Below are 26,123 nucleotides of genomic sequence, written 5' to 3'. Positions count from 1 at the left end.
TGCCGGGCAAGCGAGTCCAGACGGTGCGCATAACCGCACCTGGCCCGGAGCGCTGCGGCCTCAGCCGACGGCCTCCAGTTCGGCCGTCAGGCGGTCCACGATCTCGGAGGCGAGGAAGCCCAGGCGGCCGACGCCGGCGGTCAGCGAGCGCCCGGCCGCGGCGTGCAGGGCGGTGCCCCAGACGGCCGCCTGCAGCGGTTCGGCGCCGCGTGCGGCGAGGCCCGTGATGGCCCCGGCCAGGGCGTCCCCGCTGCCCGAGGTGCCGAGGCCGACATCCCCGTCGCCCACCGTCAGCAGGCGCCCGTCGGGAGCGGCGATCCTCCCGAAGCAGGACACGACCGCGCGGTACCGCCGCGCCAGTTCGCGGGCGTCGGCGTCGAGGTCGCCGGTCTCGCGGCCGAGCAGGCGCGCGGCCTCCTCGGTGTTCGGGGTGAGGATGCGAGGGCCGGTGCCCGCGAGCCGGGGATGCCCGGCGAGCGCGCCCAGCGCATACGCGTCGAGCACCAGGACGGTGTCGCGTCCCGCCGCCCGGGCGGCGCGGGGGAGCATCCGCGCGGTCTCCGCGGCGTCGTCGAGCCCGGGACCGAGCAGCACCGCGTCCGCCCCGGCGAGGTCGGCCGCCGCGGAGCGGACACCGCTGCCACGCACGCTGCCGGAGGCCGTCTCCGGCAGGGGGACCACGCCGCACTCGGGCACGGCGACGGCGACCTGGGCGGCCACCGACCGGCCGACCGCAAGGGTGAGCCGCCCGGCGCCGACGCGGAGCGCCGCCCGGCCGGCCAGCATCGCGGCGCCGGGGGAGCGGAGGGCGCCACCGACGACGAGCACCTCGCCGCGCGAGCGTTTCGAACCGCTCGGCCGGGGAAGCGGCCAGGCGCGCAGCAGCTCGCGGGTGACCTCCTCCGCCGGCGGGAGGGTCCCTCGTGCGCGCTCAGGCATCGGTGCGCGCCTCTCCCGGGTGCTTCGTCGCCGGGAGCCCGGCGGCGGTCAGGTGGGCATCGTCGGCGAACGCGCGCAGACTCCAGGCTCCAAAGCCGCCGCCCTCGCCGCGGAGCTCGGTGACCGAGGCGTTGGCGACGGGATGCGTCAGCAGGTGCTCGGCCAGTTGCGCCTCGGTCATGCGCAGCAGCACGAAGAGGAACAGACTCACGACCGCGTCGTGCGCGAAGACGACCACGACGCCGTCGGGACGGCTATCGGCCATCGCGTCGCGCAGGAACGAGCGGATGCGCAGGGCCACATCTGTCCACGCCTCACCGCCCGGCGGCCGGTAGTAGAACTTGCCCGTCCACCGGCGGCGCTCCGCCTCGAGGGGCAGCCGCCGCTCCACGCCGATGGCGGTGAGACGGTCGAGGATGCCCAGCTCGCGGTCGCGGAGCCGCTCGTCGAGCCGCAGCGGCACCTCCTCGCCGAGCGCGAACCGTGCGGTCTGGATCGCGCGCCGGTAGGGCGAGCTGTACAGCACGGCGTCCCCAGGCAGCGCCTCCCGCAGCCGGGCTCCGAGGGCTGAAGCCTGCAGTTCTCCGAGCGGCGAGAGGGTCACGTCGGGGTCGCGCGCCTCGACGGCGATGACTTCGGCGCCGGCGGCCTCGGCCGCTGCGGCCGCGACGTTCGCCGTGCTCTCGCCGTGACGGATCAGGAGCAGGGTGCGGGCGGTCATGCCGAGGACTGTACGCCCGCCCAGTCGAGCACGCGCAAGGCCCGCAGGGTGATCCAGCGGCTCGGTTCGCCCACGGTCTCCATCGGCACGGCCGGCCGGCCCGGGAGCAGGCGGTCGAGCGTCCAGCGGCCGTCCGGGCGCCGGCGGGAGGCCACGTGCGCGACCGCCTCGGCGAGGCGATCGTCGTAGGACACGCCGGCGGCGCGCAGGTGGTCGAGGCCGCGGAGCACGTCGTAGTGCCAGTAATAGGGGAAGGAGAACTCCAGCCAGGCGTCGTCGACGATCTCCCCGGTGGACTTGCGGCGCATCAGTCCGCGCTCCAGCAGGTACTCCTGGCCGCGGCGCAGCGGCTCGAAGACCTCCGTCGGGCCGCCGGCGTCGCGGTACGCGGCCAGCGCCTCGACGACGCAGATCGTGCTGTGGAAGGAGCCCGGGTCGTCCGGCGTGCGGGCGTAGCAGTTCCAGCCGCCGTCGGTCTGCTGCCCGTCGAGCAGCTTGCGCAGGATGGTCTCCGACGCGAACCCGAGCGGGGCGGCCGCGGTGAGCACCCGGCCGTTGATGCACGGCTCGACCTCGCCGTCGAAGAACGGACTGTGCTCCCACTCCTCACCCCAGTCGACGCTCTCGGCGGTGCGGGCGGCGGCCGCCCGGGAACGCTCGCCGACGGCGCCGAGCAGGACCAGCAGCAGGAGCACGGAGTCGGTCGCATCCCTGTCCTGCGGCTTCCACACGGTGCCGCCCCAGGTGCCGCCCAGGTCCTGTGCGTCGAGCAGCCGGGCACCCCATCCCTCTTGCTCGACCTTTTCGCGCTCGGCCGCGACCTCCCCCGGGTCGGCCCCGACCACATCCCGCAGCGTCTGCCAGCGGATGGACGGGTCCCCCTCCAGGAGCCAGCTGACCGTCGCGTCGTCCCGGCGCCCTCGCCTCTCGCTCATGCTCGCCAGGCTAGCTGCCGCCGCCGACACGCGCAGCAGGGGCGCCGTCGAACGACTGCGTGCCCAGCACGCCGAGCAGCGCCAGCTTCTCGGCGGCCTCGCTGCGCGGCGGGGCGGTCAGCACGAGCAGGCACTGCGACTGGTCCTCGGTGAAGAGCGCCTGGCAGTCCAGCTCGATGGGGCCGAGCTCGGCGTGGATGAGCGTCTTGTGGTCCTCGAACCGGCGGGCGACCTCGTGGCGCTCCCACAGTTCCGCGAACTCCGGGCTCTCGGCGAGGAGGGCTCGTACCAGCTCCCCGGCGCGCGAGCGGGCGCCCATCGCGCCGTAGGCGTCGCGCAGCGAGGCGACCTGCGCGCGGCTCTGGCGTGCGCGGTCCTCCTCCGGGTACTGCGCACGCGCGTTCTCGGGGTCGGTGAACCAGCGGTAGTACTCGCTGCGGGCGAGGCCGGTGTACCCGGAGCGGTCGCCCAGCAGTGCGACCGCCATCCGGTTCTGCACCAGCGTCTCCCCGAGGTTCGAGAGCACGAGGGCGGGGGTGTCGGAGAGCCGGTCCAGCACGCGCTGCAGCGCCGGCGAGACGTGCCCGCCGCCCGAGAACCGATCGGGGGTGTTGTGGCCGGCCACCCGGTAGAGGTAGTCGCGCTCGTCGTCGGTGAGGCGAAGAGCCCGGGCGAGCGACGACAGCATCTGCTCGCTCGGCTGCGGGCCGCGCCGCTGCTCCAGCCGGGTGTAGTAGTCGGTGGACATCGCCGCGAGCAGCGCTACCTCCTCGCGGCGGAGGCCCGGTGCACGGCGGCGCGCGCCCTCGCTCAAGCCCACGTCGGACGGGCGCAGGCTCTCCCGGTGGCGACGGAGGAAGTCGGCGAGGGCTGCACGATCCATCCCTCCATGATGCCGCCCGGCGCGGCACCGAACCAGGGATCGCCGATCCCTGGATGAACGGTCCGCTTCCTCCGCTCCGCCGGCCGCCCGACAGTGGAGGCATGAACATCACAGGGAACACCGTCTTCATCCCCGGAGCCACCAGCGGCATCGGGCTCGCCCTCGCCGTCGCCCTGAAGGAGCGCGGAAACACGGTCATCGTCGGCGGACGCCGCACCGAGTTGCTCGAACGGATCGCCGTGGAGCACCCCGGGATCGGCACCGTCCGCATCGACACCGCCGACGCCGGCAGCATCCGGGAGGCCGCCGCCGAGGTGCTCGCCGCGTACCCGGACCTCAACGTGCTGGTCGCCATGGCCGGGATCATGCGCGTCGAGGACTGGCACACCCCGGCCGGCTTCCTCGACTCGGCCGAGGAGGTCGTCACGACCAACCTGCTCGGCCCGATCCGGCTCATCGCCGCTTTCGTGGAGCACCTGCGGTCGCGGCCCGACGCCACCATCGTGACCGTCTCCTCCGGTCTCGCCTTCACCCCGCTGAAGGTCACGCCGAGCTACAACGCGAGCAAGGCCGCCATCCACATGCTGAGCGAGAGCCTGCGGCTGCAGCTGGCCGACACGTCGGTGCGCGTGGTCGAACTCGAGCCGCCCGCGGTGCGCACGGGCCTGCTGCCCGGTCAAGAGGAGAGCGAGTTCGCCATGCCGGTCGACGAGTTCGTCTCCGAGGTGATGCAGCTCATCGAGACGCAGCCGGACGCGAAGGAGCTGCAGGTCGAGCGCGTCAAGTTCCTGCGCTACGGCGAGGCCCGGGGCGACTATGACCGCGTGGTCGAGGTGCTGAACGCGTCCGACCCGCACGCGCGGGACGCCGCCGCCTGAGCGGCACGCCGTCGCTCGAAGCCGATGGCCGCGCGGTGCGACCACGGCCGGGCCCGCGGAGCACCGCGGACCCGGCCGGGTCACCCCCGTGCCCCCGCTCCGCTCACGCGGAGGAACACGGTCAGCCAGCCGAACACGATGACCCCGGCGACCAGCTCGGTCGCCGTGAGCACGTAGTAGCCGGTGACGAAGAAGATGGCGACCAGCACGATCACGCCGAACGACACGTACCCGAAGACGAAGAACGAGCGCGGCGCCCCGGGTAGTGCGCGCCGGACCCAGAACACGAGCAGCGCGAACGCGATCAGCATGCCGACCGCCGACACGTTGTGCAGGATCTGCGACACGTCCAGCGGGAACAGCCCGACCCCGGCCAGCAGCACGCCGATCAGGATGAGGCACACGCGCACCCGGAGCAGCCGCGGCCGCTGCTCGGGCTCGACGCCGGTGAGGTCGGTCGCGTAGCGCGCGATCGCCGCCATCATCAGACCGGCGACGATCAGTGTGAGGTTGAACGTCAACGACGAGACGGTGTTCGACATGCCCAGGGCACTCAGGTGGTACTGCCACCAGTGCGGATCCGGGGCGCTGAGCATCGCGGCGATGATGCCGACGATCGCGAAGACCGCGAGCACGGTCGACAGCCGCATCAGGTCGATGCGCGTCGCCGAGAGGAACACGGCGTAGGCCGTCACGCCCACCGCGACCCCCGCCAGCGCGGTCGCGGAGACGGCGTAGACGGTCGCGTCCGTGAATCCGTCGGCGAGCACCGCGCCGAGGGCGAGCCAGCCGAGCAGCGCGATGATGCCGTGCGCGATGCCGATCACGACCGTGTCGAAGACGGCGGAGCCGGTGACCGCCCGGCGCGCCGAGTGGTCGCCGCCCGGATGCCGGGTCGGGGCACCGCCGAACGGCGTCAGCGCATCCCGGTGCCAGAAGCGACCGACGAGGTAGGCCGCGACGGCGACGACGCCGGCGGCCAGGGCCGTGAACTGCGAGACGGAGCCGGGCCCGGAGATGGGGAGCGAACGGCCCCAGAAGAACGGCAGGGACGCCAGCGCGCCCAGCACCAGGGCCGTGCCCCCGACCACGATCGCAGCGCCCTCCAGGTTGAGCGCGGCGGCGCGTGCCGTCACGCGTTCGGTGCTCCGCTGCCGGGTCTCGGTCATGGCGTCCACCCCTCTTCGGCCGCATGATGCCTCGCGCGGGGGGCGCCGGGCAAGACAGCGCTGATCCACCTCTCGCGCGAACCCGCGCGACCTCCGTGGTGCCTTCCCGCGCTCGCGAGACCGGCGTTAGCATGCGCGCGAGACCGGGTCCCCGGCCAGAAGGGGCGGACATGGAGACGAGAACCAACGGGGACGGGATCCCCGCCATCGACGACCACGGCATGATCGGCGACCTGCAGACCATCGCCCTCGTCTCCACCGAGGGCAGCATCGACTGGTTCTGTGCCCCGCGGTTCGACTCGCCGTCGCTGTTCGCGTCGCTGCTCGATCCGGAGAAGGGCGGCTACTTCCGCATCCGGGCCGTGGGGGAGCGGATGCGGGTCAAGCAGATGTACTTCCCGCAGACGGCGGTGCTGATCACCCGCTTCATGTCCGAGGACGGCGTGGGCGAGGTGATCGACTTCATGCCGGTGGCGGACGAGCCGACCGTGGCGACCGCGAGCCGGGTGATCGTACGCGGCATCCGGGTGGTGCGGGGGACGCTCGACTTCCGCATCGAATGCCGCCCGCGGTTCGACTACGGTCGCCGCCCGCACACCGCGACCGCGTCGCGGCACGGGGTGCGGTTCGAGGACGGCGAGACCAGCGCGGCCTTGCATGGCGTCGGTCCGGACGTGCTGGACGGGGACGACGTCGACACGACCATCACGATGGCGACCGGCGACCTGCGGCTGTTCGTCTTCGAGACCGAGCCGAGCGGCGAGCCGCGCGACATCGGGCGGGCGCGCGGGATGCGGCTGTTCCGCGACACGGTGAACTTCTGGCGCGACTGGCTGTCGCGCAGCACCTACACCGGGCGCTGGCGGGAGTCGGTCGAGCGGTCGGCCATGGTCCTCAAGCTGCTGCAGTACGCCCCGTCCGGTGCGCTCGTCGCGGCCCCCACCGCGGCGCTTCCGGAGCAGTTGGGCGGCGTGCGCAACTGGGACTACCGGTACACCTGGATCCGCGACGCTTCGTTCTCCGTGTTCTCGCTGCTCTCGCTGGGCTACACCGAGGAGGCGATCGCCTTCATGCTGTGGGCGGCCGATCGCGTGGTGGAGCAGGTCGGTGAGGCGTCGGGTCCGCTCAAGATCATGTACCGGATCGACGGGTCGTCCGACCTCGAAGAGATCACCCTCGACCACTTCACCGGATACGCCGGCTCCCGGCCGGTCCACATCGGGAACGGCGCAGCCGACCAGCTGCAGCTGGACATCTACGGCGAGGCGATGGAGGCGCTGGCCATCGGCGAGCGGTTCCGGCCGATCGGCAATCCGGGCTGGACCAAGCTCCGCGGCATCCTGGACTGGCTGGCGGAGAACTGGGACCAGCCCGACGAGGGGGTGTGGGAGACCCGCGGGGGCAGGAAGGACTTCACCTACGGCCGCATCATGTGCTGGGTCGCCTTCGACCGCGGGCTGCGCATCGCCCGCGACCGCGGCCTCCCCGCGCCGCTGGAGCAGTGGACGGCGGCGCGCGACGCCATCTACGAGCAGGTGTTCACGAAATGCTGGAATCCCGAACGGAAGGCCTTCACCCAGTACCCGGGCACGGATGTGGTGGACGCCATCACCCTGCTGATGCCGCAGGTCGGGATGATCTCGCCGCAGGATCCGATGTGGCTTTCCACGCTCGACGCCATCGGGGAGGAGCTGGTCACCGACAGCCTGGTGTACCGCTACAACCCCGCAGCCTCGCCGGACGGCCTGCCCGGTGCGGAGGGCACGTTCTCGCTCTGCACCTTCTTCTACGTGATGGCGCTGACCGACGCGGGACGCCTCGACGAGGCGGAGTACGCGTTCGAGAAGATGCTCACGTACGGCAACCACGTGGGCCTGTACGCCGAGGAGGTCGACCCCAGCGGTCTGCAGCTGGGCAACTTCCCGCAGGCCTTCACCCATCTGGCGCTGATCCGGGCCGCGATCGACCTGGACGCGGCGCTCGCGACCCGTTCGGCCCGGCCCGCATGGACCTGAACGACTCCGACGAGGGACGCGAGGGCGCTGCCGGGCGTGACACGACCATCCACCGAGGCCTCTGGCGGCACTGGGGGTCGCCGGCGGCCATCTACGGCACGATCGTCTACGCGAGCGTGGTGGCCGCGGCCTCCGGCGCGAAGGACGACCAGGCGTCGGCGGTCCGGCTGCTGGTGTTCAGCCTCGTCAGCATCGTCGTGTTCTGGGTCGCGCACGTGTACTCCACAGCGCTCGGCTTCCACGGCGAGGCGGGACGGGACGGCGACCGCGTGCGCGACTCGGTTCGCTATGCGCTGAGCGAGTCCGGCGGGATGCTGGAAGCGGCGATCGTGCCGAGCATCCCACTTCTCCTCGCGGCGCTCGGCGTGCTGCCGGCAGACTTCGGCGTGAACCTGTCGCTCTGGCTCTCGGTGCTGATGCTCGCGCTGCTCGGCTTCTCGGTGTTCTTCGTGCGCGGCCGCTCGCTGCTCGTCTGCCTCTCGGGTGCGGCGGTCACCGGAGCCTTCGGGGTCGCGGTGATCCTGCTGAAGAGCGCACTGCAGCACTGAGCTGCGCACCGGCGCGCTCAGCGGTCGGCGAGCTCCGCCAGCAGCGCTCCCAGCTCGGCCGGGCGGGTGAACATCGGCCAGTGGCCGGTGGGGAGTTCGACCACGTCCAGCCGCTCGAGCCGCCCGACCTCGGCCAGCACGGGCGAGCCGGAGTCGACCCACGAGCGCAGGTCGGCCGGCGTGAACTCGCACGCGACGATGGTGGCCGGGACCGACCGGCGCCGCGGGTCGTCCGCCAGCTCGATCGGGGTGGTCGGGACGGCGCCGGGCTCCGGGACGGCGGTGCGGCGGAACTCCTCCCGCTGCTCGTCCGTCAGGTCGACCAGGTCGGCGTCCTCGAACTCGTCCCACGGCAGCAGGTCGATCTCGCCGTCGACCGGGGTCAGGTCGCCGGCGATCACACCGCCGGGGCCTAGCGGCCAGGAGTCGACGTACACCGTCCGCGCGATGCGGTCCGGCCGCTCGGCGGTGGCCGCGTACGACAGCGGACCGCCGCCGGAGTGACCGACCAGGACGACGTCGCGCTCACCGGCCCGGCCCACCTCGTCGATCCGTCGCACGATGGCGTCGACCTGGTCGCGGACGTGGATGCTGCCGCGGTCGGTGTCGCCGGGCGCCAGCCCGGGCAGGGTGAGCGGGTGCGCGTGATGACCGGCCCGCTCGATGACGGGCGTCACCTCGCGCCACGCGTCGGCGCCGAGCCAGAATCCGGGTACGAGAACGATCTCCATGGGCTGACGGTAGCGCCCGCCGCCGACATCGCGGGAGGGCCGATCGGCGTGACGCGGTCTCAGAGCAGCGGCAGGCGGCCGACGATCCGGTCGACGCGGTTGCGCGGTCCGACGACGCTGACCGCCGCAAGCGGAAGGTCGAGGGAGGCGGCGGCCGCGACGGTCGCGAGGTACTCGTCGTAGACGCGGGTCTGCTGGGCGGCGACCGGCATGTCCGAGACGAAGACGCCTTCCGAGGACTCCGCCTTCGCCCGGATGCCCACGAGCTGCCCGGCTGTGGCGGCCAGCACCGAGCATCCCGCCCACGGGAGACCCGGGTGCTCGCTGCCGTCGGAGTCCACCGCCGCGGACCCGAGCAGGCCGCCCACGTGCGCCTGCGTCGCGGCGGCGACGCAGGCGGCCGCATTGACGGCGATCCCGGTGGCGAGTGCGGCATCCACGACGATCACCCACTTGAGCCGGGCCGAGCGCGTCGGCGCGGCGGTGTCGATCTCGTCCGGTCGGAAGCCGACGGGTACGGGCATTCAGGTCTCCTTCGTTCGGGGGATCGAGGGTGAATCTATCGAGGATGCAAGCCCACTGCTGGTCTGCCGAATTTCGTTCGGCAAGCGGGCTACAATCACGCCCATGGACGAACTTGATCGGGCGATCCTGCGCGAACTCCAGTCGGATGCGCGGCGCAGCAACCGCGACGTCGCCGCGGCCGTCGGCGTCTCCCCGAGCACGGCGCTCGAGCGCACCCGCCTGCTGCGTCGCCGCGGCATCATCCGCGGCGCCGTACTGGATGTCGACCTCGCCGCGATCGGCCGGCCGGTGCAGGCACTCATCGCTGTGCGCATCCGGCCGCCGTCGCGTCCGGTGATAGAAGGGTTCCGGGACTGGGTGGCGTCGCTGCCCGAGACGCTCGGCGTCTTCGTGACCAGCGGAAACGAGGACTTCATCATCCACGTCGCCGTCGCCGACAACGAGAGCCTGTACGCGTTCGTGATCGACCGGCTGACCCAGCGCCGCGAAATCGCCGACGTGCGCACGAGCGTCGTCTACGAGCATCTCCGGAACAGCCACCCTGAGCCGGTCGACTGATCGCGCGGCGGGGCTACGATATGCGGCACCGCATCCTTCAGGAAGGAACCCCCATGCCCGCACTGACCGACACCTTCACCCTCTCCAACGGCGTCACCATCCCCAAGATCGGTTTCGGCACCTGGCAGATCCCGGACGGGTCCGAGACCTACGACTCGGTGCGCACCGCACTCGACGCCGGCTACCGGCACATCGACACGGCCCGCGCCTACGGCAACGAGGCGAGCGTGGGACGCGCGGTGCGCGACAGCGGTATCGCGCGCGACGAGATCTTCATCACGACCAAGTGCCCCGCCGAGGTGAAGGACGCCGCGGGCGCACGGCACGCGTTCGAGCGCTCGCTCGCGCTCCTCGACCTCGGCCACATCGACCTCTACCTCATCCACGCGCCGTGGCCGTGGAACGCGATCGGCAGCGACCACCGTGCCGGCAACATCGAGGTCTGGAAGGTCTTCGAGGAGGTCTACGAGGCCGGAAGCACGCGCGCCATCGGCGTCAGCAACTTCGAGGTCGCCGACCTGGAGTCGCTGCTCGGCTCGACCGACGTGGTGCCGCACGCGAATCAGATCCGCTGGTTCGTCGGCAACACGCAGCCGGAGACGACGGCCTTCAGCAAGGAGCACGACATCCTCGTCGAGGGCTATTCCCCGCTCGCGACCGGCCGGCTGCTCGACAACGCCGACATCAAGCGGATCGCCGAGAAGTACGGCAAGTCGGTCGCGCAGGTCAGCATCCGCTACCTGCTGCAGAAGGACATCCTTCCGCTCCCGAAGTCGACCACGCCGGAGCGCATCCGCGAGAACGCCGACGTCGACTTCGAGCTGTCGGCCGAGGATGTGGCCGCCCTCGACGCGCTCGAGGCGGGGGAGTGACCGACCCGGACGCGCATCCCGGCACGACGGAATAATCCTGTCCCTCCTGCGTTGGACTTGAGTGCACAAGGCTCAACTTTCAGAAACAGGAGAACACGTGCCTGAGAACTTCACTCCCGACGGTGACGGCGCGAACTCGTTCGACGAGTTCCTCGCGCGGTACCTCGCGGGTGAGCGTGCGCGTAACGCACGCTCCATCGACATCAGCCGCTTCCTCAGCCGGCGCACCCAGGAGATCCTGGCGGAGGCCGGACGGTTCGCGCTGGAGCACGGCCACAGCGAGCTCGACGCGCTGCACGTGCTGCGCGTGATGGCCGAGCAGGAGCCGGCCGCCGACGCCATGCGCCGCATCGGCGTCGACCCCTCCCGGGTCGCGGAGGCGGCCGAGTCGCGCCTGCCCGCCCCGGGCGACGTGATCCACGCCGACGGCGCCTCCATCACCGGCCCGCTTCAGCGGACCCTCTTCCACGCGTACCAGGTGGCGCAGGCCTCCGGTGCGACGTACATCGACCCCGAGCACGTCTTCTTCGCGCTCGTGATCGGCCGGGACGCCCCGGCCGGCCGCGTGCTGCAGGCCGCAGGCGTGACGCCGGAGGCCCTCACCGAGGCGATGCGCCAGAGCACCACCGTCGGCGGCGGCACGGCCGGGCCCGAGGCCGCCGAGAGCGGCTCCGAGACGCCGATGCTCGACCAGTTCGGCACCGACCTGACCGCGCTCGCCCGCGACGGCAAGCTGGACCCGGTCATCGGCCGGCTCGACGAGATCGAGCAGACCGTCGAGATCCTCTCCCGCCGCACCAAGAACAACCCGGTGCTGGTCGGCGAGGCGGGCGTAGGCAAGACGGCGATCGTCGAGGGCCTGGCCCGCGCGATCGCGTCCGGCGACGTGCCCGAGCAGTTGCAGGACAAGAAGGTCGTCTCGCTCGACCTCGCGGGGATGGTCGCAGGGACCCGGTACCGCGGCGACTTCGAAGAGCGGCTCACCAAGCTCATGGACGAGATCAGCGACGGCAAGGACCAGCTGATCGTGTTCATCGACGAGCTGCACACCGTTGTCGGCGCCGGAGGGTCCGGCGAGTCCGGCGGCATGGACGCCGGCAACATCCTCAAGCCGCGCCTTGCCCGCGGCGACCTGCACCTGGTCGGCGCGACCACGCTCAAGGAGTACCGCCGCATCGAGAAGGACCCGGCGCTGGAGCGCCGCTTCCAGCCGGTGACCGTCGGCGAGCCCTCGATCGAGGACGCCGTGCTCATCCTCGACGGCCTCCGTGCCGCGTACGAGGAGCACCACGGCGTGCGCTACACCGACGACGCGATCCGCGCCGCGGTGGAGCTCTCCGACCGCTACATCTCCGACCGCTTCCTGCCGGACAAGGCCATCGACCTGATCGACCAGGCCGGCGCCCGGCTGCGGCTGTCGCTCGGCAAGCGGGTGGACTCGTCCGCACTCATGGAGCGCCTGGCGACGCTGGAGTCCGAGAAGAACTCCGCCGTCGCGGCCGAGCACTACGAGGAGGCGTCGCGCCTGCGCGACGAGATCGAGTCGGTCCAGCGGTCCCTGGACGAGCTCGCCGCCGCACCCCGGGTGGATGCGGTGGTCGGCGAGCCGGAGATCGCGGGAATCGTCTCGCGTGCGACCGGCATCCCGGTGTCCCGTGTCGGCGAGGCCGATCGAGCCCGCCTGGCGCGGCTCGAGTCCGAGCTGCACGAGCGCGTGGTCGGTCAGGACGATGCGGTCGTCGCGGTCGCCAAGGCCGTCCGGCGCAACCGCACCGGTCTCGGTGACGAGCGCCGCCCGGTCGGCAGCTTCCTCTTCCTCGGCCCCACGGGCGTGGGCAAGACCGAGCTGGCGAAGTCGCTCGCCGCATCCCTCTTCGGTTCGGAGAAGGCGATGCTCCGCTTCGACATGAGCGAGTTCGGCGAGCGTCACACCGTCGCCCGCCTGGTCGGCGCCCCTCCCGGGTACGTCGGCTACGACGAGGCCGGTCAGCTGACCGAGCGCGTGCGCCGCAACCCGTACTCGGTGGTGCTGTTCGACGAGATCGAGAAGGCCCACCCGGACGTCTTCAACCTGCTGCTGCAGGTGCTCGACGACGGCCGCCTGACCGACGGCCAGGGCCGCACGGTCGACTTCCGCAACACGGTGGTCATCATGACCTCGAACCTGGGCTCGGAGTTCCTCGCCAGCCGTAGCGGAGCCCTCGGCTTCGTACCGGCCGGCTCGGATGGCTTCGCGTCGGAGAAGGACATCCGCGACCGCGTGATGGGCAAGCTCCGTGAGGCGATGCGTCCGGAGTTCCTGAACCGCATCGACGAGATCGTGCTGTTCCGCAAGCTCGACGCCGTGCAGCTGCGCGACATCGTCCGCCTGCTGCTGAACGCGACCGCCTCCCGGCTGGCCGCCCGCGACATCGCCTTCGAGGCGACGGATGAGGCGGTCGCCTGGATCGCGGACACGGGCTACGAGCCGGAGTACGGCGCCCGCCCGCTCCGCCGCGTGATCCAGCGCGAGGTCGACGACCGCGTCGCCGAGCTGATGGTGAGCGGCGAGCTCGCCGAGGGCGGCCGCGTGATCGTCGACGCCGAGGCCGGCGACCTCCGCGTCGCCGCCGCCCCCGCGGCGGTCCCCGTCGCGGCGTAACCCGCTCCCGTCGTCACCCGCTCAAGCGCCGGCCCTGTCCCAGGGCCGGCGCTTCGCGCATCCACCGCATCGAGGGGGCGCAACACGCCGTTATCCCGTACGCATAACGGCGTGTTGCGCCCCCTCGATGCCTGAACGGGTCGGGCCGGCGGGATGTACGCATCCTGAACATGTGTAAAGCGACGCACACGCAACCCCCTGTTGCCGCCCAGCCAGGCCTGGTTGCCTGGAGAGCGTGCCCGACTCCGATGGAACCCGCCTGCCCGCACGCCTGGCCGCCCTCGATGAGCGGCTCGAGCCTGTCAAGCGTTTCGAGCTGAAGCCCGCACGCACCCGCGGCGGCCTGATCGCCCAGTTCCTGGGCCTCGCACTCGTCGCCGCCGTGCTCAGCTCGCTGTTCCTGCTGCCCGGATTCCTCGGACTGGGCGCCACCGCGGCCGCCGGCGTGAGCGACTTCAACGCGCTGCCGGCCGACCTGCACATCCAGCAGTTCGCGCAGAACTCGACCGTCTACGCCAAGCAGGGCGGTCAGGATGTGCCCATCGCCACCTTCTTCGCACAGAACCGGCAGGACGTCTCGTTCGAGCAGATCGCGCAGACCATGAAGGATGCGACCGTCTCGGCCGAGGACCCGCGGTTCTACACCGAGGGCGCCGTCGACATCTGGGGCACGCTGCGCGGCGCGGTCGCCACCGTCGCCGGGGGAGACGTGCAGGGCGGCTCGTCGATCACGCAGCAGTACGTGAAGAACGTCGAGGTCGAGAAGTGCGAGGCGCTGACCAGCCAGAAGAAGGTCCAGGCGTGCTACGCCGACGCGGCCGGCGTCACGCTGCAGCGCAAGGTGCAGGAGATGCGCTACGCCGTCGAGGTGGAGAAGAACTACAGCAAGCGCGACATCCTCACCGGCTACCTCAACGTCGTCGGCTTCGGCGGCCAGGTGTACGGCGTGCAGGCGGCCGCCCAGTACTACTTCGGCACGACCGCGGCGAAGCTCGACCTCGCCCAGGCGGCCACGCTCGCCGCCATCCTGAACAACCCGGCGAACCTGCGGATCGACGAGCCCGACAACAAGGACAACGGCGCCGCCAACGGGTACGCGCTGACCAAGGCCCGCCGCGACTACGTGCTCGACCGCATGTACATCACGCACACCATCACGAAGCAGCAGCGCGACACGGCCAAGGCGACGAAGATCACGCCCACGATCACCCCGACGGCCCAGGGATGCGCGGCCGCGCAGAAGTACAACGCCGCCTTCTTCTGCGACTACGTGCGCGACGTCATCCTGACCGATCCCGCCTACGGCGCGACCTCGGACGACCGGCTGCAGACGCTCAACCGCGGCGGGCTGAAGATCTACACGACGCTCAACCTGGACCTCCAGCAGGTGGCTCAGGCGTCGCTGAGCAAGTACATCCCCGGCTCCCGTCCCGGAATCGACCTCGGCGCCTCCAACGTCGCGCTCGAACTGGGCACGGGGCGCATCGTGACGATGGTGCAGAACCGCGCCTTCAACAACACGGACACACCGATCGACGGCACGACGGCAGTGAACTACAACACCGACGAGGACTATGGCGGCTCGCAGGGCTTCCAGACCGGCTCGACGTTCAAGGCCTTCGACCTGGCCGCCTGGCTGGAGGCGGGCCACAGCCTGTACGAGACGGTGAACGCCTCCCAGCACCTCTTCCCGACGTCCGACTTCACCAACACCTGCGCGAACATCGACGGCCCGGCGTGGCCGGTCACCAACGACGAGGGGTCCGCGAGCCGCCTCACGGTGATGGCTGCGACGGCGGAGTCGGTCAACACGGCGTTCGCGGAGATGGGCACCAAGGTCGACCTGTGCTCGATCCTGAACGCCGCGAAGGGGCTCGGCGTGCATCCCGCCTCGACGAGCAACCCGTGGGTGCAGACGCCGTCGATGATCCTCGGCGTCAACTACATCTCGCCGCTCACCATGGCCACCGCTTACGCCGGAATCGCGAACAACGGGATGGTGTGCACCCCGATCGCGATCGACCGGGTGGTCAACGCCGACGGCACCGACCACAAGGTCAGCAAGACGACCTGCACGCAGGGCCTCGAGCCCGACATCGCGGCGGGCGTGACCTACGCCCTGGAGGGCGTCATCAAGGGCGGCGGGACCGCCGCCAGCGCGAACCCGTACGACGGCGTCCCGATCATGGCGAAGACCGGCACGACCGACGACTCGCTCGAGAACTGGCTCATCACCTCCACCACCAAGGTCGCGACCGCCACCTGGGTCGGGAACGTGTCCGGCCAGACGCCGCTCCGCTCGCTGTACTTCAACGGCGTGGGCGGCGGCAACGTCAAGTTCTCGATCGCCAAGCCCATCCTCAAGGCGGTGAACGCGCTGTACGGCGGTTCCGACTTCACCGAGCCGACCGACGCCGTGCTCTACGGCGACCAGATCACCATGCCGGACGTCACGGGCAAGCAGCCCGATGTCGCACAGAAGCTGCTGGAGGGCCTGGGCCTCGACGTGACCGTCGACCCGAACCCGGTGGCCAGCGACCAGCCCGCCGGAACGGTGGCGGCGAGCGACCCGGCCGCCGGCGCGTCGCTCGAGGACGGCGACTCGGTGACGCTCACCGTGAGCAACGGTCAGGGCGCGCCCCCCACGGCGAACCCGACGCCCGGCGGCGGCAGCACACCGACACCGGCGCCGCCGGGCAAGAAGAAGGGCGGCTGAGCCGCAGCCCTCAGGCGGCCGCCTGCTCCATTCCGGGCCAGGCCTCCAGGATGCGCGCCCGCAGGGCGTTCGAGCGCTCGGCGAACGCCCGCTGCCGGCGGACGTACTCCGCCTTGCCCTCCGCGGTCTCGATCGCGACAGGCTCGGCGCCCCACGGCCGCATGTCGTAGGGCGACGCCTGCATGTCGAGCAGGCGGATGTCCCGCGCGAGCTCGAACGCGTCCAGCAGCACCTCGCCCGGCGCCAGCGGGCCGAGCTTCATCGCCCACTTGTAGACGTCCATCCCGGCGTGCAGGCAGCCCGGCTGCTCCAGCTCCGGCTGCGTCTCGCGGGTCGGTGCGAACCTGTTGAGCGGCACCGCGTCCGGGGTGAAGAAGCGGAACGCGTCGATGTGCGTGCAACGCAGCTCATGCGACTCGACGACGGCATCCGTCGCCTCACGCCCGAGCCGCAGCGGCACGGGGTGCCGGTGCTCGTCCTGCCGGTACACCATCGCCCACTCGTGCAGCCCGAAGCAGCCGAACCGCCCCGGCCGTGACGCCGTGGAGCGGAGGATGCGCTCGACGGTCCGCAGCAGCGGCGCCTTCTCCGCCTCCATGGCCCGACGGTCGACGGTGAGCGAGCCGGTGGATGCGCCCGGCGCGTACCAGCGCCACGAGGCCCGCGCGCCGCCTGCCGCATCCGCCAGTTCGACACCGGCGCCCGGATGCCAGCGCCGCAGTTGCGCCGGGGAGTACGAGTAGTAGGTGAACAGGAAGTCCCAGACCGGGTGCTTCTCACCGCGGGCCGCCCGCTCCCGGTGGTCCGCCGTGAGCGCGTCCGCGCGCTCGGCGTGGGCGCGCTCACGGTCGCGCCACGCGTCGGCGGAGAGCACGACGGAGGCGCAGGGAGCGGCGATCACCCTTCGAGGATACGTTCCAGCGGGTTGTCGCGGAGCTTCCGCTGCACGCCGCCGTCGACGAGGCGGCGCGCCGAGGTGCCGGGCTTCCGCTCGGCCTGGTCGGCCACGCACGCACCGAACTCGGCGGCGAGCTCCAGCCGCGGGTAGACCGTGAGCACCTCCCGCCGGAAGTCGAGCGGCAGGTCGTCGGCGCGGGCGCCGGAGATGTCGAGGGCGGTGGCGATCTCGAGCAGATGGCCCTCCGCATCCATCGCCGGGTCGACCTCGGGCCAGTTGTGCCGCACGATCACCTCGTGGGCGCGGACCCGGCGCTCCGGCTCCCACCCGGCGCCCGCGGTCAGCGCGATCGCCACGTGGCCGGCGGCGTCCTCGTAGGCCAGCGTCGCGTTGTCGAACTCGGGGACGATGCCGAGGTCGTGCAGCAGGGCCGACACGAACAGCAGCTCGTGGTCGGCGTCGAGGCCGCGCAGCACGGCGAAGCCTTCGGCCCACAGCCACGACCGCTCCACGTGGTTGAGCAGTGAGGGCGTGTGGTAGGTCGTCGCGATCTGGACGGCGGCGCGGGCCGCGGCCGTGTCGGGGCGTTCGAAGTCGGAGATGCGCATGTGCTCATCCTGCCGGATGCAGCACCGCGATGCCTGTCGGGGGCGCGGAGTCGGCGGTCTCCAGCAGCCGCGCGGCCTCGGCGAAGCCGACCGAGCGACGCACGAGCTCCTGCGGGCGCAGGCGTCCGACGGCGACCAGGTCGAGCATGGCGGGGTAGTCGGCGGCGGCCATGCCGTGGCTGCCGAGCACGTCCAGCTCCCAGGCGATCACGCGGTCGAGCGGCAGCTCCGGGACGGCCGACGCGAGCAGGCCCACCTGCACGTGGCGGCCGCGCCGCCGCAGTGACCGGATGCTCGCGGCCGCCGTCTCGGCGGAGCCCACCGCGTCGACGGACGCGTGGGCGCCGCCCCCGGTGAGATCGGTCACGAGCGCAGGCGCCTCCCATCCGGCCGCGACGGTGGCCTCGGCGCCGAGCCGCGTAGCGAGTTCGAGCGCGGCGGGGGAGCGGTCGACCGCGACGACCCGCGCGCCGAGGGCGGAGGCGATCATCACGGCGCTGAGGCCGACTCCGCCGGCGCCGTAGACGGCGAGCCACTCCCCGGGCTGGATGCGCGCCCGCGCCGTGACCGCGCGGTACGCCGTCGCGAAGCGGCAGCCGAGGCTCGCCGCCGCGTCGGACGAGAGCCCGTCCGGCACACGCACCAGGTTGGTGTCGGCGGCGCGCACGGCGACGAGCTCCGCGTGGGAACCCCACTGGGTGAAGCCCGGCTGCGTCTGCTGCGGGCACACCTGCGCCCGGCCGGACAGGCACCAGTCGCACTCGCCGCAGCCGTTCACGAACGGCGCCGTGACCCGGTCGCCGGCACGCCAGCGCGTCACACCGCGGCCGACCGCCTCGACGACGCCCGCGAACTCGTGCCCCGGCACGTGCGGCAGCACGACGGAGTCGTCGTGGCCCGCCCAGGCGTGCCAGTCGCTCCGGCACAGGCCGGACGCCTCCACCCGGATGACGGCGCCGCCCTCCGGGACCGCGGGGTCGGGGAGAGCGGCGACCTCCACGGGTCCGCCGAAGCGTTCGTAGTACAGGGCCCTCATGCGATCTCCCGGGTCAGGACGGCGACCGCGGCGAGGTCCGCCTCGGCCCATTCCAGCGCGCTCAGGTGGTCGAGAGCGACCCAGCGCAGTTCGTCGTGGTCGGTGCTCGCGACCGGGACGTCGCCGTCGAGCCGGCACACGTAGCAGGCCAGGTCGATCGGGCGCACCTGGGCGCGCCACGTCACCGTGCGGTCCAGCAGAGCCCCGACGCGGATGCGCACCCCGAGCTCCTCGGCGATCTCGCGCTCCAGCGCGGCTTCCGGCGTCTCGCCCGCCTCCACCTTGCCGCCGGGGAACTCCCAGCGGCCGGCGGCGTCCTTGCCGGGCGCGCGGCGGCAGGCCAGCACACGGTCGCCGTCGCGCAGGACGGCGGCGACGACGAGGAGGGGCTGCATCACTCCATCCTGCCCTGCGCAGCGCCCTGCGCGGGAACGCGGCGTCGCACCGCTAGCATCCAGGTATGTCGGAGAGCGCGCCCGTGCGTCGGCCGATGGTCGTGCTGGGCCTCGCCGCGAGCCTCCTGGCCCAGCTGGCGATGATCGTGGTCGGCGTCTGGCTGGTCGTGCTCTCCGAGGACGACGCCACGACGCTCGAACTCCTCGCCACCTGGTGCGGGATCGGCACGCTCTACCTGGTGGTCGTGCTGATCGTGCTGGGCCGCGTCGCGCGCCGCGACGCTCCGCCGGGGAGCCGGCCGGCCCGGTGGGAGACCAGCCGCCTCGCACGCCTCATCTCGATGATCGCCACCATCCTGTCCAGCTTGATCGGGCTCGTCGCGGCCATCCAGGTGCTCGCCCTGCACAACGACCCGCAGATCGGGTCGGTCACGGACTTCGTCGGGGTGTGGTCGATGCTCCTCGCCTGGGGGTTCCTGCACTGGGGGTTCTCGCAGATCTACTACCAGCGCTACTTCGCGGCCGCGGAGCCGATGCTGCGCTTCCCGCATCCCGAGGGCACGCCGGCGCCGGTGCCGCGCTTCGTCGACTTCGTGTACTTCGCCTACACGCTGGGCACCACCTTCGCAGCCTCCGACGTGGAGGTGCTGGCGACCCGGATGCGCTGGACCATCGTCTGGCACTCGGTGCTCAGCTATTTCTTCAACGGCCTGATCATCGTGCTCGCCCTGAACACGATCATGTCCGGGGCGCGCTAGACCGTCACAGCAAGGTCTCGACGCCGATCCGCACCCGGTCGCCGAGCTCGACGCCCTCGGCGCGGCGCACCGCCCCCTTGATCGGGACGACGTAGCTGCCGTCGGCCTGCGGGAAGATCGACGTCGACCAGCGCGAGCCGCCTAGGGTGACGACCACCTTCACCGAGTCGAACCCGGCCGGTGGATGCGGCTGCAGCCGGATCTCCTCCGAGACGTCGGGAGGGAGCTGCGCGAACACCCACAGCTCGCGGCGGGAGGCCCACCGGAACAGTTCCGCCTCGAACTCATAGCGATAACCGGCCATATCCGCCAAGCTACCGGTGGAGCGCCCGGGCGAGAAGCGCCCCGCGGCGGAGCGGAGGGCACGGCATGGCGGTACGTCCCGGATCGGTCACCTTCGTGGCCGTCCTCACCTACATCAACGGCATTCTGAACATCATCGGCGGCGTGATCCTGCTGATCACGCGCGATCAGATGGCCGGCCCGAACGGCAGCGCGGTCGCCGGCATCACGACAGCGGCGATCATCTCGATCCTGCTCGGCATCATCGTCGTCATCGTCGCGCGGGGCCTCCTGCGCGGCAGTCCGGGCGCGCGGGCGGTGGTCACCGTCGTCATGGTCATCGACATCCTCAACGGCGTGCTCATGCTGTTCACCGGTCAGCTGGCGAGCGGCATCGTCCAGATCCTCTGGTCGCTGCTGATCATCGTGCTGCTCTTCACCCGCCGCGCGAACGGGTTCTTCACAGGCCGCTGAAAGCATCCCGCCATCGGTCAGAATGGGAGGAGGCGGCGCGACGGCCGCCCGATCCGAGGAGTCCCATGCGCTGGCCGAAGCGGTTCCGCAAGCGCGTCGAGAAGACGACGCGCACGCGGCCCTTCGACGAGCACGCCCTTCCGGAGCCCGCGACGCCGACCCTGGAACAGTCGGTGGAGGAGGGCATGCTGCTCGCGGAATACGCCACGCGCATGTCGGTGAAGAACCACATCGTCGTCGACACCATCCAGTACGGCAACTCGTACGACCCGGCCCTGCACGCCATGGAGGCGGCGGCCATGCTCCGCGAGCTCGCCTCCGAGCAGGGCGTGGCGGCAGGACGCATCGAGGAGGAACTGGAGGCGGCCGAGAAGCTGAGTGGCGACGCCGAGCATCCCCACGACTACCGCCGGGTGGATGCTGACAACCTGCGGCTGCGACGCGACGCAGCGATCGCGCTCGCCGCGGCGCTGCGGAGGAAGGCCGACTCGGAGGAGGAGCTGCTGGCGCTCGTGGAGCGCGGGCGGCAGGACGCCTGGGACGAGGTGGGCCGCGCCATCGAGGCCGGTCTCGACGCCTTCTCCGGCGCGGAGGCGCTGAAGGCCGACTACGAGAGCGAGAAGCCGGCACGCCTCAGGCTGCTGATCTGGCGCGACCTCGCCCGGCTGGAGGACGAGCGCACCGGTTACTGACCGGAGCGCAGACTCACCGGGGGCACGAGCTCGCCGACCTCCGACCGCACCCAGACGTCCCCGGTCTCGCGTTTCTCGGCGTGCGTGCTGAACCGGTACAGGAACATCCGCGCCCGCACCGACCGCGGCGGACGACCGCCGAACGGGTCGTGCCGGAGCAGCTTCAGCGTCGGGGCGTCCGCCTCCAGCAGCCGCAGCAGCAGCACCTCGAACCAGGGCGAGTCGCGCGAGCCGAGCGCGAGGAACCACATCAGCCAGTCCAGCCGCAGATGGTAGGGAGCGAACTGCCGCGGCACCCGGTGCGGGTCGCCCGGTTTGCCGCGGAAGCCGTACTCCTCCCACCGCGCCTCCGGGTCGTACGGGTCGTCGGCGGTGCCCTCCACCACGACCTCGTACCGCTCCTTCGTGACGCTCCCGAAGGCGCCGTACGCGTTCACCAGGTGCCAGCGGTTGAAGGAGGCGTTCATCAGCTGGCGGCGCGCGAACAGGTTCCGCAGCGGCGGCCAGCTCAGCACGATCAGGAACACCGTCACGGCGACCGCCACCACCGCGTACCAGAGCGGCACGGTCTCGGCGCCGAAGGCACCGACCTCGGCGCCGCCCAGCAGCCACGACCAGACGCCGTCGCTCACCCCGGCGAAGCACAGCACGATGGTGATCCAGTTGAGCCAGGCGAAGTTGCCGGTGAGCACCAGCCACAGCTGCGTCAGGATCATGACGGCCGCGGCGACGCTCGCCACCGGCTGCGGCGCGAACAGGAACCACGGCACGATCAGCTGCGCGAAATGATTGCCGAGCACCTCCACCCGGTGCCACCACTTGGGCAGCAGGTGCGCGGTCCGGCTGAACGGGTTCGGCATCGGCTGCGTCTCGTGGTGGTAGTACAGCGCCGTCAGGTCGCGCCAGGAGCGGTCGCCGCGCATCTTGATCATCCCGGCGCCGAACTCCAGCCGGAACACCAGCCAGCGGATGAAGAACACGATCGTGATCGGGGGAGCGGTGTCCCACGCGCCGAGGAATGCGACGACGAAGCCCGCCTCGCAGATGAGGCTCTCCCAGCCGAACCCGTAGAAGGTCTGGCCGACGTTCACGATCGAGAGGTAGAGGAACCAGACGACCAGGAAGACGGGGACGAAGACGTACGTGGGCGCGAGCTGCACGATCCCGAGCACGATCAGGGCGGACAGGGCGGCGCCCGCCCACGCCACCGCGCGGAGCAGCCGGTCGGTGTACCGCCGGCGGAACAGCGTCGGCTGCTTCCGCGCGTACGGGTGCCGGAGGAAGCGCCGCACCGGGAGCAGCCCGTGCTCGCCGAGCAGGGCGGGGAACTGGTTCACCGCGGAGACGAACGCGACCAGGTACAGCGCCGCGACACCCCGCTCGAGGATCTCGCGGGCGATCGTGTAGTCGTCGCCGGCCAGCCACCCGGTCAGCCACGCGGGGAACTCCATCGACACCACCCAGAAGGTCGGAACGGGTTCACCGTACGCCGACGGCCGGATCGCGACGAGTCCCGGGACGAAGCCCGAACCGAGGTCAGACGGGCACGGACGCCGCCGGCTCCACCCCGAAGAGCTGCCCCGGGTAGCGCAGCCCGTCGAAGTAGCGGTTCGTGTGCGCGATGATCTGCTCACCGGAGACCTCGACGCCGTCCCACTCCGTGTCGGTCGTGGTGTGGGCGTCGGAGACCAGCGTCACGTCGTAGCCGCGCACCGCGGCGCTCTGCGCGGTGGTGCGGACGCAGTAGTCGCTCTGCGCGCCGGTCACGACCAGCCGCCCGACATCGAGACGCTCCAGCACGTCATCCAGGTCGGTGTCGGCGAACCCGTCGCGGTAGTGCTTCAGGATGCGCGGCTCGCCCTCGGCGGGAACGAGGCCGTCGGCCAGCTCCCACGGGGTGGTGCCCTGCTCCATGCCGTCCTCCTCGTGCTGCACCCACACGACCGGCGTGCCGGCGGAACGGGCCCGGTCGACGAGCCGCACCACGCGGCCGAGCACGCCCTCGGCGTCGAAACAGCCGTGCAGCACCCCCTTCTGCAGGTCGATCACGAGCAGGGCGGAGGGCACGATGTCGGTCACGGTCCCATCCTGCCAGGGGAGGGCGTCAGGCGACGAGCGTCAGGCGGCGAGCTCCGCGTCCAGCCGGATCGGCCGGTGGTCGGAGGCGCCGGCGGGCAGCACATCCACCCGCTCGATCTCGAAACCGGTCGAGGTGACGAAGTCGAAGTAGCCGGAGAAGAACTTGTAGCGCAGGTAGGTGGGCTGCGTCGTGCGCTTCAGCGTGTAGCCGGAGGTGGTCAGGTGACGTTCGAGGCCGCGGATGAACCACGGGTAGTTGAAGTCGCCGACCATCACCGCGGGGGTCTCGGGGGAGAGCGACCGCATCCCGTCGTGCGCCGCGGCGATCTGCTTGCGGCGCAGTGAGTTGAGGGCGGTCAGCGGCGCGGCGTGGAACGAGCCGACCAGGATGTCCTCGCCGCTGTCGCGGTCGCGCAGGTGCACCGCCAGCAGGCGCTCGTTGGCGGGGGCGAGCACCCGGTCGTGCAGCGACTTCTGCACCGCGAACACCTGCGTGTGTAGGATCTCGTAGCGCTCGTCGCGCACATACACGGCGAGCCCGAGCCGGTTGGCCCGAGTGGTGTCCGCAAGCACCAGGTGGTGCAGCCGTTGGGGGAGGGCTTCGCTGTCGCACTCCTGGAGGCACAGCACGTCGACGTCGTAGTCTTCGGCGATGGCCGACAGCTCTCCGCTCGCGGCGTGCTTGCGGAGGTTGTAGCTCACGATCCTCAGGGTCATGCACCTCTTCTCGACGTCCACCGTCGCGGGCGGCGCGTTCGCGCCTGCTCTGCCATTCTGTCCCACTCCCGGCTCCGCTCAAGCGACGCGACCGCATCCCACAAGGAATTCACATCACGGTCACCGTCGGTTCGGAGCGGTACGGTGGTCGCATGGCAGGCGACGCGGTCATCCTCACGGTTCCAGGCCCTCAGGGCGATCGAGAGGTGCGCATCTCGAGCCCCGGCCGGGTGATCTTCCCGCAGGACGGCATCACCAAGCTGGATGTGGCGAAGTACCTGGTCGAGGTCGGCGAGGCGTTCGTCCGCGCGAACGGCGATCGGCCGGTCTCGCTGCAGCGCTTCCCCGACGGCATCGACGGGGAGCAGTTCTTCTCCAAGAACCCGCCGCGGGGCACGCCCGACTACGTGCGCGCCGTTCCCGTGGTCTACCCGAGCGCCCGGTCGCATCCCCAGCTCGTCATCGACGAGCCGGCCGCCGCCGTCTGGGCCGCGCAGATGAACACGGTGGTGTTCCACCCGTGGCCGTCGCGCGCCGAGGACTCCGACGACCCGGACCAGTTGCGCATCGACCTCGACCCGCAGCCGGGGACCGGCTTCGCGGAGGCCGTCCCTGCCGCCGTCGAGCTGCGGGCCGTGCTGCAGGAGGCGGGGCTCACCGCCTTCATCAAGACCTCCGGCAATCGCGGCCTCCACGTCTTCGCGCCGATCGTCCCCGAGCGCGAGTTCCTGGATGTGCGGCACGCCGTGATCGCGGCGGCCCGCGAGCTGGAGCGCCGGATGCCCGACCGCGTCACCACGGCATGGTGGAAGGAGGAGCGCGGCGAGCGGATCTTCGTCGACTTCAACCAGGCGAACCGCGACCGCACCATGGCCGGCGCCTACAGTCCCCGGGCGCTCCCGCACGCCCCGGTGTCGGCGCCCATCGCGTGGGACGAACTGGAGCAGGTGAGCCCCGAGCAGTTCACCATCCTGACGATGCCGGAGCGCCTGCGCACGACCGGAGACCCGTGGGAGTCGTTCGGCGCGGACCCCGGCCGCATCGACGGGCTGCTGGGCTGGTGGGAGCGCGACCTGTCGAACGGGCTCGGCGAGCTGCCGTTCCCGCCGGACTACCCGAAGATGCCGGGCGAGCCGCCGCGCGTCCAGCCGAGCCGGGCGAAGAAGGCGTAGGGCGAGCGGCGGTCAGTCGGGGGTGCTTTCGGCTGCGCTCGCCTTGTGCGCTGTCGCACTTGTCGCAGCCCGGGCCGCCGTCTCGAGGTCGGCGACGAACGCGTCGTAGGCGGCGTCCCATCCCGGGTCGTCCCGCAGCCGCAGCAGAGCCGACGGGTGCGTGGTGACAAGGACCGCGCGGCCGTCCGCCTCCTGCAGCTTTCCGCGCTCCTCTCCGATGCGCACGGCGCGGCCCAGCACACTGCGCCCGGCGGTCGCCCCCAGGCAGACCACGACGCGCGGCCGGACGACGGCGAACTCGGCCTCCAGCCAGGGGTGGCAGGCCACGATGTTGCCGACCGCGGGCTTCTCGTGGATGCGCCGCTTGCCCTGCCGGTGGAAGCGGAAGTGCTTCACGGCGTTCGTCAGGTACACGTCGGCCCGGTCGATCCCGGCGTCACCCAGCGCCTTGTCCAGGATGCGGCCGGCCGGTCCGACGAACGGCTCGCCCTCCACGTCCTCCCGATCGCCCGGCTGCTCGCCGACCAGCATCAGCGGAGTGCCCGCGCGCCCGCTCGAGAACACGACCTGCGTCGCGTCGCGGTACAGCTCGCAGCCGCGGCAGCCCGCCGCCGCGGCCCGCAGCGCCGGGAGGTCGCGCTCGGCCGGAAGGAACCGTTCGGCGCCCGGCCGCTCCTCGTCCGCCATGCGGGCCACGCAACCACTCCACGCGCGAGCGCGCAATCGTCGGAGATCCGTGCTCGTGCGTCGGAGATCCGCGCCCGATGCGCCGGATTCTCCTGCTGGAGAGCCTTGTGTCGGAGATGTAAGCGCCTTCCTCCGACGATAGCTCAGAGCATCCACCGGACCGGGAGAGGTCCGCAGCTCAGGTCAGCACGTCG

At 71.6% G+C, this 26,123-nt stretch carries 27 protein-coding genes; 11 read left to right on the top strand and 16 right to left on the bottom strand.

The window, feature by feature from the left end:
* Positions 1-60: 60 nt before the first annotated feature.
* The 4 genes from ACR9Y5_RS13250 to ACR9Y5_RS13235 are packed head-to-tail and all read right to left on the bottom strand — an operon-like array spanning position 61 to position 3,478.
* On the bottom strand, positions 61-939 hold the full coding sequence (locus ACR9Y5_RS13250; RefSeq protein ID WP_481298378.1) for an NAD(P)H-hydrate dehydratase: 879 nt from the start codon (positions 937-939) through the stop codon (positions 61-63).
* The gene (locus tag ACR9Y5_RS13245) at positions 932-1,660 is read right to left on the bottom strand and encodes a histidine phosphatase family protein (RefSeq protein ID WP_481298377.1); all 729 of its coding nucleotides are present in this window, start codon (positions 1,658-1,660) and stop codon (positions 932-934) included. The genes ACR9Y5_RS13250 and ACR9Y5_RS13245 overlap by 8 nt, the downstream gene beginning before the upstream one ends.
* On the bottom strand, positions 1,657-2,595 hold the full coding sequence (locus ACR9Y5_RS13240) for a prenyltransferase/squalene oxidase repeat-containing protein (RefSeq protein ID WP_481298376.1): 939 nt from the start codon (positions 2,593-2,595) through the stop codon (positions 1,657-1,659). The genes ACR9Y5_RS13245 and ACR9Y5_RS13240 overlap by 4 nt, the downstream gene beginning before the upstream one ends.
* Positions 2,596-2,605: 10 nt before the next feature.
* Positions 2,606-3,478 carry a helix-turn-helix transcriptional regulator gene (locus tag ACR9Y5_RS13235; protein ID WP_481298375.1) on the bottom strand — a complete coding sequence of 291 codons (873 nt, stop codon included), beginning with the start codon at positions 3,476-3,478 and terminating at the stop codon, positions 2,606-2,608.
* Positions 3,479-3,579: 101 nt separating this feature from the next.
* Between ACR9Y5_RS13235 and ACR9Y5_RS13230 the strand changes: the two genes are divergently transcribed.
* A complete protein-coding gene (locus tag ACR9Y5_RS13230) occupies positions 3,580-4,356 on the top strand; it encodes an SDR family oxidoreductase (RefSeq protein ID WP_481298374.1) in 777 nt (258 codons plus the stop codon).
* Positions 4,357-4,436: 80 nt separating this feature from the next.
* Here the strand turns inward: ACR9Y5_RS13230 and ACR9Y5_RS13225 are convergent, their stop codons facing one another.
* Positions 4,437-5,525 (bottom strand): DUF998 domain-containing protein, encoded by a 1,089-nt coding sequence (locus ACR9Y5_RS13225; RefSeq protein WP_481298373.1) that lies wholly within the window; start codon positions 5,523-5,525, stop codon positions 4,437-4,439.
* 170 nt (positions 5,526-5,695) lie between these two features.
* Between ACR9Y5_RS13225 and ACR9Y5_RS13220 the strand changes: the two genes are divergently transcribed.
* Both ACR9Y5_RS13220 and ACR9Y5_RS13215 read left to right on the top strand, forming a co-directional pair.
* Positions 5,696-7,540, top strand: coding sequence for a glycoside hydrolase family 15 protein (locus tag ACR9Y5_RS13220; protein WP_481298372.1), 1,845 nt, complete (start codon positions 5,696-5,698; stop codon positions 7,538-7,540).
* Complete coding sequence (locus ACR9Y5_RS13215) at positions 7,531-8,088, top strand: hypothetical protein (protein WP_481298371.1); 558 nt, start codon at positions 7,531-7,533, stop codon at positions 8,086-8,088. The genes ACR9Y5_RS13220 and ACR9Y5_RS13215 overlap by 10 nt, the downstream gene beginning before the upstream one ends.
* Positions 8,089-8,105: 17 nt before the next feature.
* On the opposite strand, the gene ACR9Y5_RS13210 is transcribed toward ACR9Y5_RS13215, so the two are convergent.
* Together ACR9Y5_RS13210 and ACR9Y5_RS13205 are read right to left on the bottom strand one after the other, a co-directional pair.
* On the bottom strand, positions 8,106-8,819 hold the full coding sequence (locus ACR9Y5_RS13210) for an alpha/beta fold hydrolase (protein WP_481298370.1): 714 nt from the start codon (positions 8,817-8,819) through the stop codon (positions 8,106-8,108).
* Positions 8,820-8,878: 59 nt separating this feature from the next.
* Positions 8,879-9,343 (bottom strand): DUF2000 domain-containing protein, encoded by a 465-nt coding sequence (locus ACR9Y5_RS13205; RefSeq protein ID WP_481298369.1) that lies wholly within the window; start codon positions 9,341-9,343, stop codon positions 8,879-8,881.
* A 103-nt stretch (positions 9,344-9,446) separates the two neighbouring features.
* Between ACR9Y5_RS13205 and ACR9Y5_RS13200 the strand changes: the two genes are divergently transcribed.
* The 4 genes from ACR9Y5_RS13200 to ACR9Y5_RS13185 all read left to right on the top strand — a co-directional run bounded on the left by ACR9Y5_RS13200 (position 9,447) and on the right by ACR9Y5_RS13185 (position 16,131).
* Positions 9,447-9,902: an Lrp/AsnC family transcriptional regulator gene (locus ACR9Y5_RS13200; protein WP_481298368.1), complete on the top strand. Its 456-nt coding sequence runs from the start codon at positions 9,447-9,449 to the stop codon at positions 9,900-9,902.
* 53 nt (positions 9,903-9,955) lie between these two features.
* Complete coding sequence (locus ACR9Y5_RS13195; RefSeq protein ID WP_481298367.1) at positions 9,956-10,774, top strand: aldo/keto reductase; 819 nt, start codon at positions 9,956-9,958, stop codon at positions 10,772-10,774.
* Between the two features lie 97 nt (positions 10,775-10,871).
* Positions 10,872-13,415, top strand: a complete 2,544-nt coding sequence (locus ACR9Y5_RS13190) for an ATP-dependent Clp protease ATP-binding subunit (RefSeq protein ID WP_481298366.1) — start codon at positions 10,872-10,874, stop codon at positions 13,413-13,415.
* 235 nt (positions 13,416-13,650) lie between these two features.
* On the top strand, positions 13,651-16,131 hold the full coding sequence (locus ACR9Y5_RS13185) for a penicillin-binding protein (protein ID WP_481298365.1): 2,481 nt from the start codon (positions 13,651-13,653) through the stop codon (positions 16,129-16,131).
* A 10-nt stretch (positions 16,132-16,141) separates the two neighbouring features.
* Here the strand turns inward: ACR9Y5_RS13185 and ACR9Y5_RS13180 are convergent, their stop codons facing one another.
* Genes ACR9Y5_RS13180 through ACR9Y5_RS13165 form a run of 4 tightly spaced genes read right to left on the bottom strand, consistent with a single transcriptional unit; the run spans position 16,142 to position 19,068 of the window.
* The gene (locus ACR9Y5_RS13180; RefSeq protein WP_481299581.1) at positions 16,142-17,029 is read right to left on the bottom strand and encodes a 3-methyladenine DNA glycosylase; all 888 of its coding nucleotides are present in this window, start codon (positions 17,027-17,029) and stop codon (positions 16,142-16,144) included.
* The gene (locus tag ACR9Y5_RS13175) at positions 17,029-17,637 is read right to left on the bottom strand and encodes an HD domain-containing protein (RefSeq protein ID WP_481298364.1); all 609 of its coding nucleotides are present in this window, start codon (positions 17,635-17,637) and stop codon (positions 17,029-17,031) included. Before ACR9Y5_RS13175 ends, ACR9Y5_RS13180 begins: the two co-directional genes overlap by 1 nt.
* 4 nt (positions 17,638-17,641) lie before the next feature.
* Complete coding sequence (locus tag ACR9Y5_RS13170; protein ID WP_481298363.1) at positions 17,642-18,673, bottom strand: zinc-dependent alcohol dehydrogenase family protein; 1,032 nt, start codon at positions 18,671-18,673, stop codon at positions 17,642-17,644.
* Entirely contained in the window at positions 18,670-19,068 is a 399-nt protein-coding gene (locus ACR9Y5_RS13165) for a (deoxy)nucleoside triphosphate pyrophosphohydrolase (protein ID WP_481298362.1), read from the bottom strand. The genes ACR9Y5_RS13170 and ACR9Y5_RS13165 overlap by 4 nt, the downstream gene beginning before the upstream one ends.
* 65 nt (positions 19,069-19,133) lie before the next feature.
* Between ACR9Y5_RS13165 and ACR9Y5_RS13160 the strand changes: the two genes are divergently transcribed.
* Positions 19,134-19,826 carry a DUF1345 domain-containing protein gene (locus ACR9Y5_RS13160; protein WP_481298361.1) on the top strand — a complete coding sequence of 231 codons (693 nt, stop codon included), beginning with the start codon at positions 19,134-19,136 and terminating at the stop codon, positions 19,824-19,826.
* A 4-nt stretch (positions 19,827-19,830) separates the two neighbouring features.
* Here the strand turns inward: ACR9Y5_RS13160 and ACR9Y5_RS13155 are convergent, their stop codons facing one another.
* A complete protein-coding gene (locus ACR9Y5_RS13155) occupies positions 19,831-20,130 on the bottom strand; it encodes a DUF1905 domain-containing protein (protein WP_310128180.1) in 300 nt (99 codons plus the stop codon).
* 65 nt (positions 20,131-20,195) lie between these two features.
* Between ACR9Y5_RS13155 and ACR9Y5_RS13150 the strand changes: the two genes are divergently transcribed.
* Entirely contained in the window at positions 20,196-20,582 is a 387-nt protein-coding gene (locus ACR9Y5_RS13150; protein WP_481298360.1) for a DUF7144 family membrane protein, read from the top strand.
* A gap of 65 nt (positions 20,583-20,647) precedes the next feature.
* Positions 20,648-21,274 (top strand): hypothetical protein, encoded by a 627-nt coding sequence (locus tag ACR9Y5_RS13145; protein WP_481298359.1) that lies wholly within the window; start codon positions 20,648-20,650, stop codon positions 21,272-21,274.
* Here the strand turns inward: ACR9Y5_RS13145 and ACR9Y5_RS13140 are convergent.
* The 3 genes from ACR9Y5_RS13140 to ACR9Y5_RS13130 all read right to left on the bottom strand — a co-directional run bounded on the left by ACR9Y5_RS13140 (position 21,268) and on the right by ACR9Y5_RS13130 (position 24,070).
* On the bottom strand, positions 21,268-22,725 hold the full coding sequence (locus ACR9Y5_RS13140; RefSeq protein ID WP_481298358.1) for a lipase maturation factor family protein: 1,458 nt from the start codon (positions 22,723-22,725) through the stop codon (positions 21,268-21,270). The two genes, ACR9Y5_RS13145 and ACR9Y5_RS13140, sit on opposite strands and share 7 nt — an antisense overlap.
* 85 nt (positions 22,726-22,810) lie before the next feature.
* Positions 22,811-23,353, bottom strand: a complete 543-nt coding sequence (locus ACR9Y5_RS13135) for a cysteine hydrolase family protein (protein ID WP_481298357.1) — start codon at positions 23,351-23,353, stop codon at positions 22,811-22,813.
* Positions 23,354-23,392: 39 nt separating this feature from the next.
* Positions 23,393-24,070, bottom strand: coding sequence for an endonuclease/exonuclease/phosphatase family protein (locus ACR9Y5_RS13130; protein ID WP_481298356.1), 678 nt, complete (start codon positions 24,068-24,070; stop codon positions 23,393-23,395).
* 152 nt (positions 24,071-24,222) lie between these two features.
* Between ACR9Y5_RS13130 and ligD the strand changes: the two genes are divergently transcribed.
* Positions 24,223-25,242, top strand: coding sequence for a non-homologous end-joining DNA ligase (gene ligD, locus ACR9Y5_RS13125; protein WP_481298355.1), 1,020 nt, complete (start codon positions 24,223-24,225; stop codon positions 25,240-25,242).
* A 12-nt stretch (positions 25,243-25,254) separates the two neighbouring features.
* On the opposite strand, the gene ACR9Y5_RS13120 is transcribed toward ligD, so the two are convergent.
* Positions 25,255-25,929 carry a UdgX family uracil-DNA binding protein gene (locus tag ACR9Y5_RS13120; RefSeq protein ID WP_481298354.1) on the bottom strand — a complete coding sequence of 225 codons (675 nt, stop codon included), beginning with the start codon at positions 25,927-25,929 and terminating at the stop codon, positions 25,255-25,257.
* Positions 25,930-26,123: the final 194 nt, after the last annotated feature.

Source organism: Leifsonia sp. KNZ13-11D (genome assembly GCF_056754895.1).
Note: the sequence above shows the minus strand (reverse complement) of the source record. Positions and strands in the feature narration are given on the sequence as shown.